The organism is Sulfurovum iocasae, assembly GCF_047716765.1.
GTDB lineage: Bacteria > Campylobacterota > Campylobacteria > Campylobacterales > Sulfurovaceae > Sulfurovum.
Map to the genome: position 1 here is coordinate 685,851 of NZ_CP180410.1, position 16,954 is coordinate 702,804.

General features: G+C 38.8%; 16 protein-coding genes and 7 tRNA genes. 14 read left to right on the plus strand and 9 right to left on the minus strand.

Going from position 1 to position 16,954, the window contains the following annotated elements; genetic code table 11:
- Positions 1–64 precede the first annotated feature (64 nt).
- From ACLHDG_RS03390 to hisD, 4 genes are all read left to right on the plus strand, one after another.
- Positions 65–565 carry a hypothetical protein gene (locus ACLHDG_RS03390; protein ID WP_415407587.1) on the plus strand — a complete coding sequence of 167 codons (501 nt, stop codon included), beginning with the start codon at positions 65–67 and terminating at the stop codon, positions 563–565.
- A gap of 25 nt (positions 566–590) precedes the next feature.
- A complete protein-coding gene (gene fbaA / locus ACLHDG_RS03395) occupies positions 591–1,664 on the plus strand; it encodes a class II fructose-bisphosphate aldolase (protein WP_415407588.1) in 1,074 nt (357 codons plus the stop codon).
- Between the two features lie 149 nt (positions 1,665–1,813).
- The gene (locus ACLHDG_RS03400) at positions 1,814–2,695 is read left to right on the plus strand and encodes a 1-aminocyclopropane-1-carboxylate deaminase/D-cysteine desulfhydrase (protein ID WP_415407589.1); all 882 of its coding nucleotides are present in this window, start codon (positions 1,814–1,816) and stop codon (positions 2,693–2,695) included.
- Positions 2,696–3,988, plus strand: a complete 1,293-nt coding sequence (gene hisD / locus ACLHDG_RS03405; RefSeq protein WP_415407590.1) for a histidinol dehydrogenase — start codon at positions 2,696–2,698, stop codon at positions 3,986–3,988.
- Positions 3,989–4,107: 119 nt separating this feature from the next.
- Here hisD and ACLHDG_RS03410 read toward each other — a convergent pair whose 3' ends face one another.
- From ACLHDG_RS03410 to ACLHDG_RS03450, 9 genes are all read right to left on the minus strand, one after another.
- On the minus strand, positions 4,108–4,443 hold the full coding sequence (locus tag ACLHDG_RS03410; protein WP_415407591.1) for a hypothetical protein: 336 nt from the start codon (positions 4,441–4,443) through the stop codon (positions 4,108–4,110).
- 154 nt (positions 4,444–4,597) lie between these two features.
- Positions 4,598–4,674, minus strand: a tRNA-Asp gene (locus tag ACLHDG_RS03415).
- Positions 4,675–4,730: 56 nt separating this feature from the next.
- Positions 4,731–4,806 (minus strand) — tRNA-Val (locus tag ACLHDG_RS03420).
- A gap of 29 nt (positions 4,807–4,835) precedes the next feature.
- Positions 4,836–4,911, minus strand: a tRNA-Glu gene (locus ACLHDG_RS03425).
- A 32-nt stretch (positions 4,912–4,943) separates the two neighbouring features.
- A tRNA-Lys gene (locus ACLHDG_RS03430) sits at positions 4,944–5,019 on the minus strand.
- Between the two features lie 11 nt (positions 5,020–5,030).
- Positions 5,031–5,107, minus strand: a tRNA-Asp gene (locus tag ACLHDG_RS03435).
- A gap of 127 nt (positions 5,108–5,234) precedes the next feature.
- Positions 5,235–5,310 (minus strand) — tRNA-Val (locus tag ACLHDG_RS03440).
- 14 nt (positions 5,311–5,324) lie between these two features.
- Positions 5,325–5,400: transfer RNA gene (locus ACLHDG_RS03445), tRNA-Lys, on the minus strand.
- A gap of 85 nt (positions 5,401–5,485) precedes the next feature.
- Entirely contained in the window at positions 5,486–5,968 is a 483-nt protein-coding gene (locus ACLHDG_RS03450; RefSeq protein WP_415407592.1) for a CinA family protein, read from the minus strand.
- An 81-nt stretch (positions 5,969–6,049) separates the two neighbouring features.
- Here ACLHDG_RS03450 and ileS point away from each other — a divergent pair, with 81 nt between their 5' ends.
- The 10 genes from ileS (at position 6,050) to ACLHDG_RS03500 (ending at position 16,884) form a co-directional block, all read left to right on the plus strand.
- Positions 6,050–8,803 (plus strand): isoleucine--tRNA ligase, encoded by a 2,754-nt coding sequence (gene ileS, locus ACLHDG_RS03455; RefSeq protein WP_415407593.1) that lies wholly within the window; start codon positions 6,050–6,052, stop codon positions 8,801–8,803.
- Positions 8,804–8,933: 130 nt separating this feature from the next.
- A complete protein-coding gene (gene gatA, locus ACLHDG_RS03460) occupies positions 8,934–10,277 on the plus strand; it encodes an Asp-tRNA(Asn)/Glu-tRNA(Gln) amidotransferase subunit GatA (protein WP_415407594.1) in 1,344 nt (447 codons plus the stop codon).
- An 8-nt stretch (positions 10,278–10,285) separates the two neighbouring features.
- Entirely contained in the window at positions 10,286–11,731 is a 1,446-nt protein-coding gene (gene guaB / locus ACLHDG_RS03465) for an IMP dehydrogenase (protein WP_415407595.1), read from the plus strand.
- Between the two features lie 131 nt (positions 11,732–11,862).
- Entirely contained in the window at positions 11,863–13,122 is a 1,260-nt protein-coding gene (locus ACLHDG_RS03470; protein WP_415407596.1) for an O-acetylhomoserine aminocarboxypropyltransferase/cysteine synthase family protein, read from the plus strand.
- Positions 13,123–13,300: 178 nt separating this feature from the next.
- Positions 13,301–14,395 (plus strand): homoserine O-acetyltransferase MetX, encoded by a 1,095-nt coding sequence (gene metX, locus ACLHDG_RS03475; RefSeq protein ID WP_415407597.1) that lies wholly within the window; start codon positions 13,301–13,303, stop codon positions 14,393–14,395.
- Positions 14,392–14,601 carry an exodeoxyribonuclease VII small subunit gene (gene xseB / locus ACLHDG_RS03480; protein ID WP_415407598.1) on the plus strand — a complete coding sequence of 70 codons (210 nt, stop codon included), beginning with the start codon at positions 14,392–14,394 and terminating at the stop codon, positions 14,599–14,601. Before metX ends, xseB begins: the two co-directional genes overlap by 4 nt.
- Positions 14,602–15,420 carry a carbon-nitrogen hydrolase family protein gene (locus ACLHDG_RS03485; protein ID WP_415407599.1) on the plus strand — a complete coding sequence of 273 codons (819 nt, stop codon included), beginning with the start codon at positions 14,602–14,604 and terminating at the stop codon, positions 15,418–15,420. It abuts the gene before it with no gap.
- A complete protein-coding gene (locus ACLHDG_RS03490) occupies positions 15,417–16,091 on the plus strand; it encodes a HesA/MoeB/ThiF family protein (RefSeq protein ID WP_415407600.1) in 675 nt (224 codons plus the stop codon). Before ACLHDG_RS03485 ends, ACLHDG_RS03490 begins: the two co-directional genes overlap by 4 nt.
- A 46-nt stretch (positions 16,092–16,137) precedes the next feature.
- Positions 16,138–16,479 (plus strand): hypothetical protein, encoded by a 342-nt coding sequence (locus tag ACLHDG_RS03495; protein WP_415407601.1) that lies wholly within the window; start codon positions 16,138–16,140, stop codon positions 16,477–16,479.
- A gap of 12 nt (positions 16,480–16,491) precedes the next feature.
- Positions 16,492–16,884, plus strand: a complete 393-nt coding sequence (locus ACLHDG_RS03500) for a RidA family protein (RefSeq protein WP_415407602.1) — start codon at positions 16,492–16,494, stop codon at positions 16,882–16,884.
- Positions 16,885–16,954: the final 70 nt, after the last annotated feature.

Consider the following 16,954-nt stretch of genomic DNA (forward strand, 5'->3'; position numbering starts at 1 on the left):
ATCAGTAATTGGTAAATATTTGGTAAAATACTTCAAAATAATTGTAAAAAAGGACAAGATACAAATGATAAAAACTTTAACAACATTGGGATTGGCACTTATACTTACTACAGGTTACGTGGCTGCAGAAGCTAAGTCACCTGCTGCTATAGCAGGTACAGTAAATGATATGGAAATTACTGTGGCAGAAGCAGATAAAGCACTTAATATACTTACAAAAGGTCAGAAGACCTGGGCAACACTTCCAGAAGATGCTAAAAAACAACTGATCGAAATGATGGCACCAAAAAAGTTGGCAGCTGTAGCAGCAGAAAAAGGTTTAACAGCTAAAGAGAAAGAAGCAGCAATCGCCGGCTTCTGGATGCAGAAAAAAATGTCAAGTGTCGGTGTATCTGATGATGAGGTTAAAACAGCATATGATAAGATGGTAGAAGCGGCAAAGGCAGCAAAAAGCAAACAACAGATCCCACCATTTGAAGCGGCTAAAAACAGTATTACAATGCAGCTTAAACAAGAAAAAGTGGTTAAAGAATTAATGAAAAATGCAAAGATAAAATTAAAATAATTCTATAAAAAAAGGGGAGTTCTAAATGTCTATAAAAGTATTAGATGTAGTTAAAGCGGGTGTTGTTGCAGGTGATGATCTTCAGAAAATGTTCAAAGTTGCAAAAGATGAAGGTTTTGCTCTTCCTGCTGTTAACGTAGTAAGTACCACTTCTATCAATGCAGTCCTTGAAGCAGCTAAAAATGTAAATTCCCCTGTCGTCATTCAGTTTTCTAACGGTGGTGGAGCATACTATGCAGGTAAAGGATTACCTTCTGATCAAGCTGCCATACTAGGTACTATTTCCGGTGCAAAACATGTACATACTGTGGCAAAAGCTTATGGTATACCGGTAGTACTTCATACAGACCATGCTGCAAGAAAACTTCTTCCTTGGATCGATGCGTTATTAGATGCAAGTGAAGAACACTTTAAAGCTTATGGTGTTCCACTTTTTTCGTCTCACATGATCGATCTTTCTGAAGAGCCTATAGAAGAGAACATCGCGACATGTAAAGCATACTTGGAACGTATGTCCAAAATGGGTATGACACTTGAGATAGAACTGGGTGTTACAGGTGGAGAAGAAGATGGTGTAGATAATACTGAGATAGACAATGCACTTCTTTATACGCAACCAGAAGAAGTAGCATATGCATATGAAGAGCTTATGAAAGTTTCTGACAAATTCACTATTGCAGCTTCATTTGGTAATGTGCATGGTGTATATAAACCAGGTAACGTTAGCCTTACACCAAAAATACTAGATAATTCACAAAAATATATAGAAGAAAAATACAACACAGGTGCTAAGCCGGTCGATTTTGTTTTCCATGGTGGTTCAGGTTCAGAACTTGAAGATATCCGTGAGGCTATCTCTTATGGTGCTATCAAGATGAATATTGATACAGATACGCAGTGGGCATATTGGGATGGTGTTAGAGAATATGCAAAGTATCATCATGACTATTTGCAAGGACAGATCGGTAATCCTGAGGGTGATGATAAGCCAAACAAGAGTTACTATGATCCGCGTAAGTGGCTTCGTGCAGGTGAAGAGTCTATGATAGCTAGACTTGAACAAGCGTTTGATGATCTTAATTGTGTAGGACGTAATTAATTCGTTTAATTAATTTCCTTATGATTTGAATTGTGGGGTTGTTCCTCTCTTCATTTTTTTAGAAAAAACGAAGCAAAAAATCGTCATCTCTCTCGAATCGCTTTGCTTTCAAGGGCGTTCGAGATGACAAGCACACTTCGTGTGATTTGATGGAGGTTGATGTGACTTTTGATTTATCTTCTCCTGTTGAAACTATTTCTTTTGAAAGTCAAACTTTTTATCTGAAACGTGATGACTTACTTCACCCAGATTTTTCTGGTAATAAAGCCCGTAAACTTTACTATTTTCTTCAAAATGATTTCCCTCACATTAACAAAATAATCTCCTATGGTTCTGCACAGTCAAATGCCATGTATTCACTTTCTGTGTTGGCAAAGATGCGAGGGTGGGAGTTTGAGTATTTTGTGGATCATATAGCTGAGTATCTTAAAGAGAATCCTCATGGCAATTATAAAGGTGCTTTAGATAATGGCATGCAAATTAATGTAGGGTCGATAGAATCGACCGATAACTTAAACGATAATACACTTTTTATAGAAGAAGGTGGACGACAAAAAGAAGCTGAGTATGGTATCAAAGTATTGGCAGAAGAAATTATTACTTGGCAACAGGAAAATAATATTATAGAGTTAAATATTTTTTTACCTTCTGGTACGGGTACTACAGCACTTTTTTTACAAAAACATCTTCCCAACAATGTGGTTATAACCACACCTTGTGTAGGAGATGTAAACTATCTAAAGAAGCAATTTTTAGAGTTAGAGGAGAATGAAATATATCATCCCACTATCTTAACGTTAGAGAAAAAACACCATTTTGGAAAACTTTACCCTGAAAATTACAAAATTTGGCTAAAATTACAACAACAAACTGGAGTGGAGTTTGACCTACTTTATGACCCTCTTGGATGGCGAGTTTTGCTTGCCCATCCTGAGGTCTTTTCAAAGCCTACACTGTACATCCATCAAGGTGGAATTTTAGGTAATGAGAGTATGCTCCCGAGATATGAACGAAAATATAAGGACTTGTAAATGAAAATATTTTACAGTAGTGATGACACTTTTGAGGCAAATTTTAACGAATTACTTCAACGTGGTAAGATGGATATAGAAGGTGTGACTAGCATTGTTTCTGGACTTCTTAAAGAGATACAAACTGAGGGTAATACTGCACTTAAATCTCAGATAGCAAAATTTGACAGATGGGAACCTGCAAATGATGATGCACTTTTAGTCTCTACGGATGATATGGCTAAAGCCTATGACAATATAGATCCTGTACTTCGGGATGCACTACACTTAGCCTATGATCGTATAGAAAACTATCATCAAAAACTTATGCCAAGAACTTGGATGGATACAGAAGTTAATGGAACTATACTTGGACAAAAGGTGACTGCTGTAGATAGAGCAGGGCTTTACATCCCTGGTGGAAAAGCAGCCTATCCAAGCTCACTTCTGATGAATGTTATTCCTGCACAAGTTGCAGGTGTCGAAGAGATAGTGGTATGTACACCGGCACCGGATAATGAGCTCAATGAGCTTCTTCTTGCTGCGTGTCACTTATGCAAAGTAACACAAGTCTTTAAAGTAGGTGGTGCTTCTGCCATAGGTGCAATGGCATACGGAACTGAGACCATCCCTAAAGTAGATGTCATTACTGGTCCCGGAAATATCTTTGTAGCTACAGCTAAAAAGCTTGTGTATGGTGAAGTAAATATCGATATGATTGCTGGACCATCTGAGATAGGTATACTTGCAGATGAAACAGCAAGAGAAGACTATATCGCTATAGACTTGCTTTCACAAGCAGAACACGATGAGATGGCTAGTTCTATACTCATTACTACTGATGGTGAGTTGGCTAACAAAGTCAGTGACAAAGTTGAAGAGTTCCTTGGTACACTCTCCCGTGAAGAGATAGCACGAAAGTCTATAGAGGAGAGAGGAGCTATCATCGTTGCGAAAGATATGAATGAAGCTATTGATCTTATGAATGAGATAGCACCAGAACACTTGGAAGTGATTACTGAAGATCCTATGAGTCTATTAGATAGCATCAAACATGCAGGGGCCATCTTTTTAGGTGAAAATACACCTGAGCCTATAGGTGACTACGTAGCAGGACCTAACCACACGCTCCCTACCGGTGGAACAGCGAAGTTCTATTCACCACTTTCTGTGGAGAACTTTTTGAAAAAGTCTTCTATTATCTCTATGAGTAAAGAGGGCATGAAAGAGATAGGTGGTGCTTGTGCAATGATCGCAAATACTGAGGGGTTGACTGCACATGAAGAATCTGTGCGGATTAGGTTGAGGGATTAATGGCTTTTACTACTTTCTCATTCCCAACGAGATGTTGGGAATGAAGGTAAGAAATACACCCACATCTATTTATTACAAAAGGTGTTTTTTTTAATCAAAGAAGAGAAAACTATAGTGAATTATTGACCACTATTACATTTTCCGGCAGCTTTCATTTTTTTCATATCACCATCTACACTATCATCACCAGTCGCAGTTTTATTTGCATGTTCTAATTCCAGTTCAGCCTTGCTTTGTGCTACTGGTGCTTTTTTCGTTTTTGTTTTCACTTTTGCACTCTGGTCAGCATTACATTTTCCAGCAGCTTTCATTTTTGACATATCCCCGCCTACACTTTCAGCATCATTAGCTGTTTTATTCGCATGTTCTAACTCAATAGCAGCTTTATTCTCTGCATATGCAAATCCTAATCCCAATCCTAGTGCAATAACACTCGTTAAAATTAACTTTTTCATGATGTTTCCTTTCTCAATGAAATAAATTTATTAGAGACTAATCTAATTACAAGTGAATTATAATGAGGAAGTGTGTACGTAGTGTGTAGGAAAATAGTGATTTTATTGAAATAGAACCTATCTGTAATTTGTATAATGATTATTTTAAAAGAAGTGGCGCGGTGGACGAGACTCGAACTCGCGACCCCCTGCGTGACAGGCAGGTATTCTAACCAACTGAACTACCACCGCACCTAAACCAAATAAATGGCTGAAAAAAATTGTACTTTAATTAACTTAAATGTACATGGTGGTCGCTACAAGACTCGAACTTGTGACATCTACCTTGTAAGGGTAGCGCTCTACCAACTGAGCTAAGCGACCATAGTTTAATGTTTATTTGGAACAGAATATGGCGACCCCTAAAGGATTTGAACCTCTGTTTTTACGTTGAAAACGTAATATCCTTGGCCACTAGATGAAAGGGTCATCAGATACCGTAAACATAAAATTGTTAAAAGTGGTGACCCGTCTAGGATTCGAACCTAGGGCCCATTCCTTAAAAGGGAATTGCTCTACCAACTGAGCTAACGGGTCAAACAATGTAATGGCGCGGTGGACGAGACTCGAACTCGCGACCCCCTGCGTGACAGGCAGGTATTCTAACCAACTGAACTACCACCGCATACCTATTAAAAGAACGTAAAATGAACAAAGTCCATCTTTACTACGCTAACGCTGTGTTGTCTTCAGCAGACAGCTCTCGCACTAGTGCTTTGAAAATGATAAAATCATTTTTAATTACATTGTTATGGTGGTCGCTACAAGACTCGAACTTGTGACATCTACCTTGTAAGGGTAGCGCTCTACCAACTGAGCTAAGCGACCATATATTGTAAAAGTGGTGACCCGTCTAGGATTCGAACCTAGGGCCCATTCCTTAAAAGGGAATTGCTCTACCAACTGAGCTAACGGGTCACACATTTTGCACTCATTACTTGAATAAGTGGACGGAATTATAGCTCAGAAACCTTTGATTGTCAAGAGATTTATGGGAAATAGTTCAGATATTTAATATTTCTGCTAATTTCTCAATGGCAAAGACTGTGGATTGTTCTTGAATAGCTTCTCTTGGCCCAGAAAAATTACAATGAAATACCTCTTGAGAGAATGGTGTTTGTAAACCTATATAAACAGTTCCTACAGGTTTCAACTCCGTACCACCAGTAGGCCCTGCTATACCTGACACTGCTATAGCATAGTCAGAGCCTGCCAATCTCTGTATACCTTCTAACATTTGAGAGACACACTGAGAACTTACGGCACCATATTTGTCTAAAACTTCATTTTCAACTCCTAGCCAAAGATGTTTGATGTCATTAGAGTATGTTACGCATGATCCATCTAGTATCTCAGATGCTCCAGATATAGCTGTAAATGCAGCTGCAATGCGCCCACCGGTACAACTTTCTGCAAAAGTGATAGTTTGGTTTTGCTCTGTGAGGTTTTGGATAATTTTTTCTACGATATTATGTATATTTTTCATAAGATAATTGTAGCAAAAGTAGCCTCTAATCCTCTTTTAGATACAATCACGGGATAATATAAGACTAAGGTATTATCACACATGGATTTTAAAGATACATTACTCCTCCCTAAAACTGACTTCCCGATGCGTGGAAATCTTCCAACAAATGAACCTAAAAAATATAATGCATGGTTTGATGCAGATATTTATGAGCAGATGAAAGTAAAACGTGCAGATGCTGAAATGTTTACACTGCATGATGGACCTCCGTATGCCAATGGTGACATCCACATAGGTCATGCACTCAACAAAGTACTTAAAGATATAATTTTAAAATATAACTATTTTCAAGGTAAAGCAGTTCGTATGACTCCGGGCTGGGACTGTCATGGCTTGCCTATTGAGCAGAAAGTTGAAGAGAAACTTGGCAAAAGTAAAAAAGAAGCAATGCCAACAGAGAAGTTTAGAGAGCTTTGTCGAGCACATGCTGCGAAGTTTGTAGATATCCAAAGAGATGGTTTTAAACAGTTAGGTGTTATCGCAGACTGGGAGAACTCTTATGTGACAATGGACTTTAAATTTGAAGCAAACATTTACAGAACACTTTGTGAAGTTGCAAAAAAAGGTCTTTTGGTAGAACGTCATAAACCTATTTTCTGGTCATGGGCTGCTAGAACAGCACTGGCAGATGCAGAGGTGGAGTATGAAGATAAAGAAGATTACTCTATCTATGTGCATTTTGAACTTTCTGATGCTGCCAAAGAGAAGGTAGGTGTAGAAGGTAAAGCCGGACTTGTCATTTGGACAACTACACCGTGGACGCTTCCATCAAATACAGGTATTTCTTTAAATCCTGAAGAGATGTATGTACTTACCGATGATGGTCATATCGTAGCAGAAGCACGTTATGATGCGATGATTGAAGAGGGTGTAGTATCTGGACATGCTTCAAGAAAGATCGCAGCAACTGAAATGGAAAATCTTCTAGCGATCAACCCTGTAAGTGGTCGTACATCTACAGTGGTACTTGGTGACCATGTACTTATGGACGGTGGTACAGGATGTGTACACACTGCTCCTGGTCATGGTGAAGATGACTACAAAGTGGGACTTAAGTATGGTCTTGATGTTGTGATGCCTGTAGATGAACGCGGATGTTTTGATGAGAGTGTGGTAGGGCTGAACCTCTTACCACGTCCTGAAGAGTTTGTGGGCATGCACATCTTTAAAGCAAATGAGCCAATACTTGAAATACTTGGTGATTCACTTTTAAAAGAGAGTAAGTTTGTTCACTCCTATCCACACTGTTGGAGAACGAAAAAACCACTTATCTATAGAGCAACGAACCAATGGTTTATCTCTATAGATGATAAAGCTCAAGGTGCAGAAAACACTCTTAGAGATACCGCACTTAATGCCATAGAGGGTGTTGACTTTTACCCTAAGACATCTAAGAACCGTCTCAAACCGATGATTGAGGGTAGACCTGACTGGTGTATTTCCCGTCAGCGTTCTTGGGGTGTGCCTATAGCGTTCTTTAGAATTAAGAGTACGAAAGAAGTTATCTTTGATATTGATGTGTTGGAACATGTAGCAAACTTGTTTGATATGCATGGTGCAGATGCCTGGTACTCTATGTCAAGTGCAGAACTTTTACCAAAAGGAAGCAAGTATAATCCAGATGACTTAGAGAAGATTTCTGACATCTTGGATGTATGGTTTGACTCTGGTTCAACTTGGAATTCAGTATTAAGTTCAGGTAACTATGATGCAGGACAATACCCGGCATCACTTTACATAGAAGGTAGTGACCAGCATAGAGGTTGGTTCCAGTCATCATTGTTACTTTCTGCAGCAGTTAATGAAGTTTCACCATACAAAACACTTATCACTCATGGATTTACTGTGGATGATAAGGGTGAAAAGATGTCTAAGTCCAAGGGTAACGTAGTTGCTCCAGATAAAGTTATCAAGCAGTATGGTTCTGAGATCTTGAGACTATGGGTTGCGCTTTCTGACTATCAGACAGACTTAAAGATCTCTGATGGTATCTTGAAGCAAACAGCAGAGCAGTACAGAAAGATAAGAAATACCTTTAGATTTTTACTTGCGAATGTAGATGACCTTGAAGCCTATGTTGAAAATGACGCGTATGGTGAGCTGGACAGATGGATACTTACTAAAGCCAGAGAGGTATTTGCTTCAGTGAAAAGCTCTTTTGATGCATATGATTTCCTTAGAGGATTTGCGACACTTAACCACTTTATCACCAATGAGCTTTCAGGTATCTATATGGATATCACAAAAGACAGACTCTATTGTGAAGATAAAAATGATGCAAGCAGAAGAGCAACACAGTCAGCGATGGCGCACATTTCTAAATCGATGTTAGGGTTGGTGGCACCAGTATTGACATACACGGTAGATGAGATACTTGAGTATGCACCGGCACTTTTCAAAGGTGATATGGAAAATGTATTTGATCTTGTATATATTGAAGTACCAGAAGTTGCAAGCTCTTTTGATGACACGGTACTTTTAGAAGCAAGAGTGAAGTTCTCAGAAGCTGTTGATAAACTCAAAAAAGAGAAACTCATGAAGTCTACACTTGAAGTAGAAATTGCTGGTGACATGAGTACATTTGCTATCAATGACAGTAAAGACCTTGAAGACTGGTTTGTGGTTTCGGCTATGAAATCAAGTTCTGAGGGTGAACAGGTAGCTTCTTTTGAAGTAGAAGGCAAAACATTTACTGTACATAAAGCAACTGCTTTGAAATGTCCAAGATGTTGGAGATTCACAAGTACATCTGAAGAGTGTGCTTGTGAGCGTTGTACAAAAGTTGTGGCTTAATGTTTGACATGACTCAGCCTATCCAAATGCCTGTAATTATAGGCTCTATTGTATTTATATTTGGATTGGTTGGAGTTGGTTTGGCAGTTGTGGCGTATTATAAAAAGAAACAAGATAGTAAGGATATAAAGTGATAACACTAAAAGAAGCGTTAACCAAATCTAATGAAGAGTTAGCAGAGCTGAGAACTGAACTTGAAACAAAAGCCAAAGAGTCTGGACTTAATGCTTATGTAGGATTTGAGAGTTCAGGTGAGGGTGTACCTATCCTTATTAAAGACAACATTCAAGTAAAGGACTGGTCAGTAACTTCTGGTTCTAAGATCCTTCAAGGCTACATCGCTCCTTATGAAGCCACTGCGATCAAAAACCTTAAATCTAAAGGAATGATGGCATTTGGTAGAGCAAACATGGATGAGTTTGCGATGGGCTCAACAACAGAGAGTTCTTTTTATGGTCCCACTAAAAACCCGCATGGAACAGATAGGGTACCAGGAGGATCATCGGGTGGTTCTGCTGCAGCAGTCGCAGGTGGCATCGCTATAGCCGCACTTGGTTCAGACACAGGTGGGTCTATCCGTCAACCTGCTGCGTACTGTGGTGTAGTTGGGATGAAACCTACTTATGGACGTGTAAGTCGTTTTGGTTTAGCAGCATATGCTTCTTCTCTTGATCAGATCGGTCCCATCGCTCAAAATGTAGAAGACGCGGCTATCTTATATGATGCTATCAAAGGGCATGATGATAAAGATTCTACTTCTGCAGACTTTGAGATAGAAGATATCGCTAACAATATTAATTCTGATGCTAAGTTAACTATTGCTGTGATCGATAACTACATTTCTGAAGCAGATGAAGATACACAAAAAGCATATGCGCAAACAGTTAAGCTACTTAAAGAAGCTGGACATACTATCGTACATAAAAATATGCAAAATACTAAGTATGACATTGCGACTTACTACATTTTGGCAACAGCAGAAGCGGCTACAAACCTTGCGCGTTTTGATGGTGTACGTTATGGAACGAGAGGAGAGTCTAAAAGCACGGAAGAGCTTTTCTTCAACACAAGAAGCGAAGGTTTTGGTACAGAAGTAAAAAGACGTATCTTACTTGGTAACTTTGTACTCTCATCGGGGTATTATGATGCATACTATGTAAAAGCACAAAAAGTCAGACACCTTATAAGAGATGAATTTAACGCTATCTTTGAAGAGGCAGACCTTATCTTATCACCTGTTGCACCAACTGTTGCACCTAAGATAGGAGCCTCAGAAGACCCACTTGAAATGTACAAAAGTGATATGTATACGATCGCTATCAACCTTGCAGGACTTCCTGCAATTTCATTACCAGTTGCGAAAGATGATGAAGGTATGCCAATAGGTTTACAGCTCATCGCTAAAGCATTTAATGAAAAAACGCTTTTTGATGGTGCTGCAAGCATGGAAAAAGCTGTAAACTATACAAAATAAGGAATAACATGAGAATTAAAAAAAGAGCACTAACATTTGAAGACGTATTACTTGTACCGCAACATTCACTTGTCCTTCCTAAAGAAGTCAGTATAAAAAGTAACCTTACAAAACGTGTAACACTAAACACACCTATCGTCTCTGCTGCGATGGATACAGTAACAGAGTACAAAGCAGCTATTGCAATGGCACACTTAGGCGGTATTGGGATCATCCATAAAAATATGGATATTGAGACACAGGCAAAGCAGATCACAAAAGTAAAGAAGTCTGAAAGTGGAATCATCATTGATCCCATCTATATAGCTCCAGATAAAACAGTTGCAGATGCAGATGCTTTAATGGGTGAATATAAGATCTCTGGTGTCCCTGTTGTAGATGAAAATATGAAACTTTTAGGTATCATCACAAACCGTGATATGCGTTTCATTACTGATATGAGTCTGATCATTTCAGATGTGATGACCAAGGCACCTTTGTTTACTGCAAGAGCAGGTATCACGTTAGAAGATGCAGCTAAAATACTACAGGAACATAAGATAGAAAAACTTCCTATTGTAGATGAAAATGATGTACTGCAAGGTCTTGTTACTATTAAAGATATCGAGAAAAAAGAAAAATTCCCTAATGCAAACAAAGATGAACATGGACGTCTAAGAGTAGGGGCAGCCATAGGTGTAGGTCAGCTTGACCGTGCTAAAGCACTTGTAGAAGCAGGGGCAGATGTCATCGTACTTGACTCTGCACATGGACACTCACAAGGTATCATTGATACGCTTAAACTCATCAAGAAAACTCTAGATGTCGATGTTGTCGCAGGTAATATCGCAACTGCTGCTGCAGCACAAGACCTTATAGATGCAGGAGCTGACGCAGTTAAAGTTGGTATAGGACCTGGTTCTATCTGTACGACACGTATCGTTGCCGGTGTGGGTGTACCTCAGATCTCTGCTATCGATGAAGTAGCCCAAGTAGCAAACAAAGCAGGCGTACCTGTGGTTGCTGATGGTGGTATCAAATACTCTGGTGATGTAGCAAAAGCTTTAGCAGTGGGTGCGAGTTCAGTGATGTTGGGTTCTGCACTTGCAGGAACATACGAAGCACCGGGTGAGATGATACTTTTTAACGGAAGACAGTTCAAAGAGTACAGAGGTATGGGAAGTATAGGTGCTATGAGTAAGGGAAGTACTGACCGTTACTTCCAAGAGGGAACAGCTGCTGATAAACTTGTACCAGAAGGTATTGAAGGACGTGTACCATATAGAGGACGTATCTCAGATGTCGTGCATCAAATGGTAGGTGGACTCCGCTCATCTATGGGTTACTGTGGTTCAGAGTCTATCAAGGTATTCTGGGAAAAAGCAGAATTTGTTGAAATTACAAGTGCTGGTTTGAAAGAGTCTCATGTGCATGATGTAACCATTACTAAAGAGTCTCCTAACTATCACAGTTAAATCTTTTCTATGTGTATTACCACATCTTTGTGGTAATACATAGGTATAAATACTATCTTTTCCAATAATTAATCCTCTCTACAAGTTAGCACAAGCTATAATTTACCTATATTATTAAATAAGGAAGAGTAATGCACGAACAAACACTAGCCATCCATGCAGGATATGAAAAAGATGCACAGGGGACCATGGCAGTACCTATTTATATGAGTACAGCCTATGAGTTTAGAGATACAGAACATGCAGCAAACCTTTTTGCACTTAAAGAACTTGGGAATATTTATACAAGATTGATGAATCCTACAACAGATGTCTTTGAAAAACGTTTTGCAGCACTTGAAGGTGGGGTGGCTGCTATAGGAACTGCTTCAGGGATGGCGGCTATCTTTTATGCTATTGCCAATGTGGCTGAAGCAGGTGATAACATTATCGTAGCAAAGCAAGTCTATGGTGGTACTACTACACTTACGGGACATACCATTAAACGTTTTGGTATAGAAACACGTTATTTTGATGTGAGAAATCCTTCTGAAATAGAAGCACTTGTCGATGATAAAACAAAGATCATCCTTTTTGAGAGCATTACAAATCCAAGCATCGATGTGGCTGATTTTGATGCAATCGTAGCTATTGCAAATAAACACAACATCCTTACGTGTGTGGATAATACCGTTGCAACACCGATGCTTTGTAAGCCTTTAGAGCTTGGATGTGATCTATCGGTACACTCAGCAAGTAAATATACGACAGGGCAGGGGCTTGCTATCGGTGGTGTTATCGTAGAACGTCATAATTTGGTAGAGAAGATCAAGGGTAATACACGTTATTCACATTTTAATGAACCGGATGAAAGTTACCATGGACTTGTATACAGTGACTTACCTTTACCACTTTTTACACTTAGGGTAAGACTTGCACTGCTACGTGACTTGGGTGCTGCACCTTCACCGTTCAACTCATGGTTGTACATCCAGGGACTTGAGACTCTGCCACTTCGTATGAGACAGCATTCAAGTTCAGCATTAGCTATAGCAGAGTTCCTTGAAGCACATCCAAAAGTAGGAAAAGTCAATTACCCTGGACTTAAGTCAGATGCTAACTACGAGTTAGGTCAAAAATACTTTAAAGGTGGACACAGTGGTCTTCTTTCATTTGAAGTGGTAGACAAAGAAACAGCACAGAAGATAGCGGATGGTACAGATATTTTTTCACTGGTAGTAAATATCGGTGACTCTAAGTCTATCATTACCCATCCTGCAAGTACCACACATCAGCAACTCTCAGCCGGGGAGCTTATAGAAGCAGGAGTACCTGGAGGTCTTGTGAGACTGAGTGTTGGGTTGGAAGATACGCAAGATTTGATTGATGATCTTGCGAAGGCGTTAGGTTAATATGTAGGGTGCGTTTGCCAACGCACCAATAAGGAAATTTCATACAATCACACATTCGCCAAAAGGCTTATTAAATAATAAATACAAAAGGTGCGTTTGCTAACGCACCCTACAACCTCCACCACAAAGTTTAAATATGATAAAATATTACAATTAAATTTAAGCACAAAAGTACCTAATGAAAATCGAAACAAAAACAGCACATTTTAGCAGCCCTCTTTACTTAGAGAGTGGACGTATACTAGAGCCTTATGAGATTGCTTATGAGACTTATGGTGAGCTAAACGAAGAGAAGAGTAATGTTGTTTTGGTTTGTCATGCATTGAGTGGTTCACACCATGCTGCGGGTACCTATGAAGGTGACAGAAAAGCAGGTTGGTGGGATGGACTTATTGGTGATGATAAGGCGATAGATACAACAAAGTATTTTGTCATCTGTACCAATGTAATGGGGTCATGTTTTGGAAGTACAGGACCTATGAGCGACAACTATCCCAGTGAAGAACCTTATAGACTGAGATTTCCTGTAGTCACAGTAAAAGATATGATCAGAGCACAAATGCAGTTACTCTCTTCTCTTAGTATATATCATGTGCGAGCTATCGTAGGTGGTTCTATGGGTGGGATGCAGGCACTTCAGTTTGCTGTAGATTATCCAAACTTTGCAGATGCCATCATCTCACTGGCAGCAACCTATGCGACAAGACCTTGGACAATGTCATTCAATAAAGTAGCCGTGGAAGCCATACGTAGAGACCCACGTTTTAAACATGGGAACTATGCAAGAGATGCTTTTAAAGAAGAAGGGTTGGATGGTTTGGCCATCGGACGTATCGCCGGGCACATATCTTACCTTTCTCCTCATTCAATGGATGATAAATTTGGGCGTAATTATGTCAGCAATGATGGTCTGTTTGAACTCTTTGGACGTTACGAAGTAGAACGATATATGGAGTACAATACCAATAACTTTTCACGTATTTTTGATCCGCTTTCTTACCTTTATATAGTAAAGGCAATAAATACATTTAACCTAAGTCGTGGGTATGATTCATTGCATGATGCTATTTCGCGTATTAAAGCAAATGTACATATGATAAGTTTTTCATCTGATTATCTATTTTTCCCTTCAGAGATGGAACACATCGCTAAGATGATGAAGCGTAATGGTCAGTCGCATAGTTATCTTGAAGTTGAGAGTGATTATGGACATGATGCCTTTTTGGTAGAGTTAGAGAAGTTTGAAGAAAATATCAAGGATGTACTTAAATGAAAAATGAAACCTTTGAAGAAAAACTAGAGCACTCAAAAGAGTTGCTTGAAAAGCTTATGAATCCGGAAATAACACTTGAAGAGTCTGTAAAGCTTTATGAAGAGGGTCTTAAAAACATTAAAGAAGCCCAAACACTTATAGAAGAAGCAAAGATGAAGATTACGGTGATAGAACAAGCCAATCAGAATGTAGGAGAGGATGCATAAATGCCAAGCAGTAAACAACTGGTTGTATCGGCCTTACAATTGCCAACACTTGGTATGAATGCTACACGACTGGAATTTTATCTCAAGCAGGCACATGGTAGAGGAGCAGATGTTATGCTTCTTGGTGAATATGTGCTTAATCACTTTTTTAAAGAATTTGCAACAATGGCACCCAACATGGTGAAAGAGCAGAGCCGTAAACACATTGAACTACTTAAAAATCTTGCAAAAAAATATGATATTATTTTTATCGCTCCGATCATTTTGACTAAAAAAGATGGTTATTATAAAACCATTGCAAAGATCACTCCTAAAAGTGCGAGCTACTATGAACAGCAAATTTTACTTCCCTATGCACACTGGAATGAAAAGAAATTTTTTGCAAATAAAGTAGCTCCGCTCAAGGATCCGATGACATTTAATATCAAAGGTTTTAAAGTGATGGTCATGGCTGGATTTGAACTTCATTTTGACCCTTTTTGGCAAAAAGTAACACAAAAGAAAATAGATCTGGTTCTGCTTCCTACCGCGTCAACGTTTGGTTCACATAATCGTTGGAGAGAGATCATTAAAACCAAAGCCTTTTTACACGGATGTTTCATTCTACGTGCAAATCGTTTGGGTGAGTACAGTGATGATGAGGTCAAGTGGAAGTTCTATGGTGATACGATGTTAGTATCTCCACAAGGTGAAGTGGAGATGATGCTTGAAGATAAAGAGTCGATGCTTATTGAAGTAATAGATAAGGCAGAGGTTTTAGAACATAGAAGAGTATGGAGTTTTGAAAAGGAATTAAAGCAACGAGAGGAGCTACTGTGACTCCAGAGCAATACTTTAACAGACAGATACAACTTTGGGGTTCAAATGTACAACAGAGTTTACAAAATAAAAAGATAGCGATCATAGGTTCTGGTGGATTAGGATGTACACTGGCAATGGCATTGGGGACTTCTGGCATCGGTGAGATACATATGGTTGATTTTGATACTGTCTCCAATCATAATATCCATAGACAGATAGCCTTTACGCTTGAAGATGAAGGAAAAAGTAAAGCTAAAGCAGTGGCATCACTTATTAAAAATAAAAATCCTTTTGTAAAAGCGGTTGCTTTCGATATGGATTTTGAGGATTTTAAAGGGATGGGCAATACCTATGATCTCATATTGGATGCTACAGACAATCTACCCGTAAGAGGGGAGATAGATAAGTATGCCAAAGAGACTAAAACACCTTGGATCTATGCCTCTGTAGAAGAGTTTAACGGGCAAGTCTGTTTTTTTGAAGAGGCGAACTTTCAAGTATTCAATATCTCTGACCATAAACCAGGCGGTATCGCTGCACCTATCGTAATGCATATAGGTTCACTGCAAGCCAATCTTGCCTTACGATATCTTGCAGGACTTTCAGTGACAAAAGATAAACTCTATTATCTTTATTTTAATGATGAAGGTGAACTCATTACACAAAAATTTGGAATGCCAAAAGTCTAATCCAAATAGTGCTAAAATATAATAAATCATATTTAAAGGATCAATTATGAAATTAAAAACTTTACTCTTCTCAGTAATGATCCTGTTTTTTACCGGATGTACGCAAGAGACACAAAACTCTCTTAGCCGTTCACTGCAGAACTGGACAGGAACCAATGGTGTACTTGATGTGTATGCCGGAGATAAATTAGTTCATAAGTTTATTAAGATAGATAAAGTCTCAACAGCTTATGGAAGCAATGATAATAAAATAAGACCTTACCGCTATGGATACGGGATTGATGACCTGAATTTTAATGGTAAAAAAGATCCGGGAGAAATGAAAGTTTATTTTGAATTTTCTGATTACTCTACGTCTTATGTCTTTTATGAAAGAAATACACAGTAAGGAGATTAAAAAATGAAATTTATTTCAACTCAAGAGGCACCGCAAGCCATAGGACCATATTCACAAGCAGTTGTTGTCAATGGATTTGTGTATACCTCAGGACAGATCGGTTTATTGCCCAATGGAGAGTTAATAGCTGATGATGTTGAGAGCCAGACACATCAAGTGATGAAAAATCTTTTTTATGTTCTTGAAGCGGCTAATGCACATTTTAATGATGTGATCAAAACAACCATTTTTTTAGAAGATATGCGTGATTTCGACAAGATCAATGCTATTTACGCACACTATTTCGGTACACATAAGCCTGTAAGAAGTACAGTGGCAGTACGAAGTTTACCAAAAAATGTAAAGATAGAGATCGACTGTATTGCCTTGGCAGATGCCAATATTGACTTTGGTTAGGAGATATTCATTATTTCTCAATACTTTAAAAAAATATTAAACATTGTTTGGGTATAATCACGAACTTTTT

What these genes read in the sequence shown, in the direction of transcription:
- hisD (WP_415407590.1), top strand. Translation starts at nt 2,696, where the DNA reads ATGAAAATATTTTACAGTAGTGATGACACTTTTGAGGCAAATTTTAAC.
- fbaA (WP_415407588.1), top strand. Translation starts at nt 591, where the DNA reads ATGTCTATAAAAGTATTAGATGTAGTTAAAGCGGGTGTTGTTGCAGGT.
- ACLHDG_RS03500 (WP_415407602.1), top strand. Translation starts at nt 16,492, where the DNA reads ATGAAATTTATTTCAACTCAAGAGGCACCGCAAGCCATAGGACCATAT.
- ACLHDG_RS03400 (WP_415407589.1), top strand. Translation starts at nt 1,814, where the DNA reads ATGGAGGTTGATGTGACTTTTGATTTATCTTCTCCTGTTGAAACTATT.
- ACLHDG_RS03485 (WP_415407599.1), top strand. Translation starts at nt 14,602, where the DNA reads ATGCCAAGCAGTAAACAACTGGTTGTATCGGCCTTACAATTGCCAACA.
- ACLHDG_RS03495 (WP_415407601.1), top strand. Translation starts at nt 16,138, where the DNA reads ATGAAATTAAAAACTTTACTCTTCTCAGTAATGATCCTGTTTTTTACC.
- ACLHDG_RS03450 (WP_415407592.1), bottom strand. Translation starts at nt 5,968, where the DNA reads ATGAAAAATATACATAATATCGTAGAAAAAATTATCCAAAACCTCACA.
- ileS (WP_415407593.1), top strand. Translation starts at nt 6,050, where the DNA reads ATGGATTTTAAAGATACATTACTCCTCCCTAAAACTGACTTCCCGATG.
- guaB (WP_415407595.1), top strand. Translation starts at nt 10,286, where the DNA reads ATGAGAATTAAAAAAAGAGCACTAACATTTGAAGACGTATTACTTGTA.
- metX (WP_415407597.1), top strand. Translation starts at nt 13,301, where the DNA reads ATGAAAATCGAAACAAAAACAGCACATTTTAGCAGCCCTCTTTACTTA.
- xseB (WP_415407598.1), top strand. Translation starts at nt 14,392, where the DNA reads ATGAAAAATGAAACCTTTGAAGAAAAACTAGAGCACTCAAAAGAGTTG.
- ACLHDG_RS03390 (WP_415407587.1), top strand. Translation starts at nt 65, where the DNA reads ATGATAAAAACTTTAACAACATTGGGATTGGCACTTATACTTACTACA.
- ACLHDG_RS03410 (WP_415407591.1), bottom strand. Translation starts at nt 4,443, where the DNA reads ATGAAAAAGTTAATTTTAACGAGTGTTATTGCACTAGGATTGGGATTA.
- ACLHDG_RS03470 (WP_415407596.1), top strand. Translation starts at nt 11,863, where the DNA reads ATGCACGAACAAACACTAGCCATCCATGCAGGATATGAAAAAGATGCA.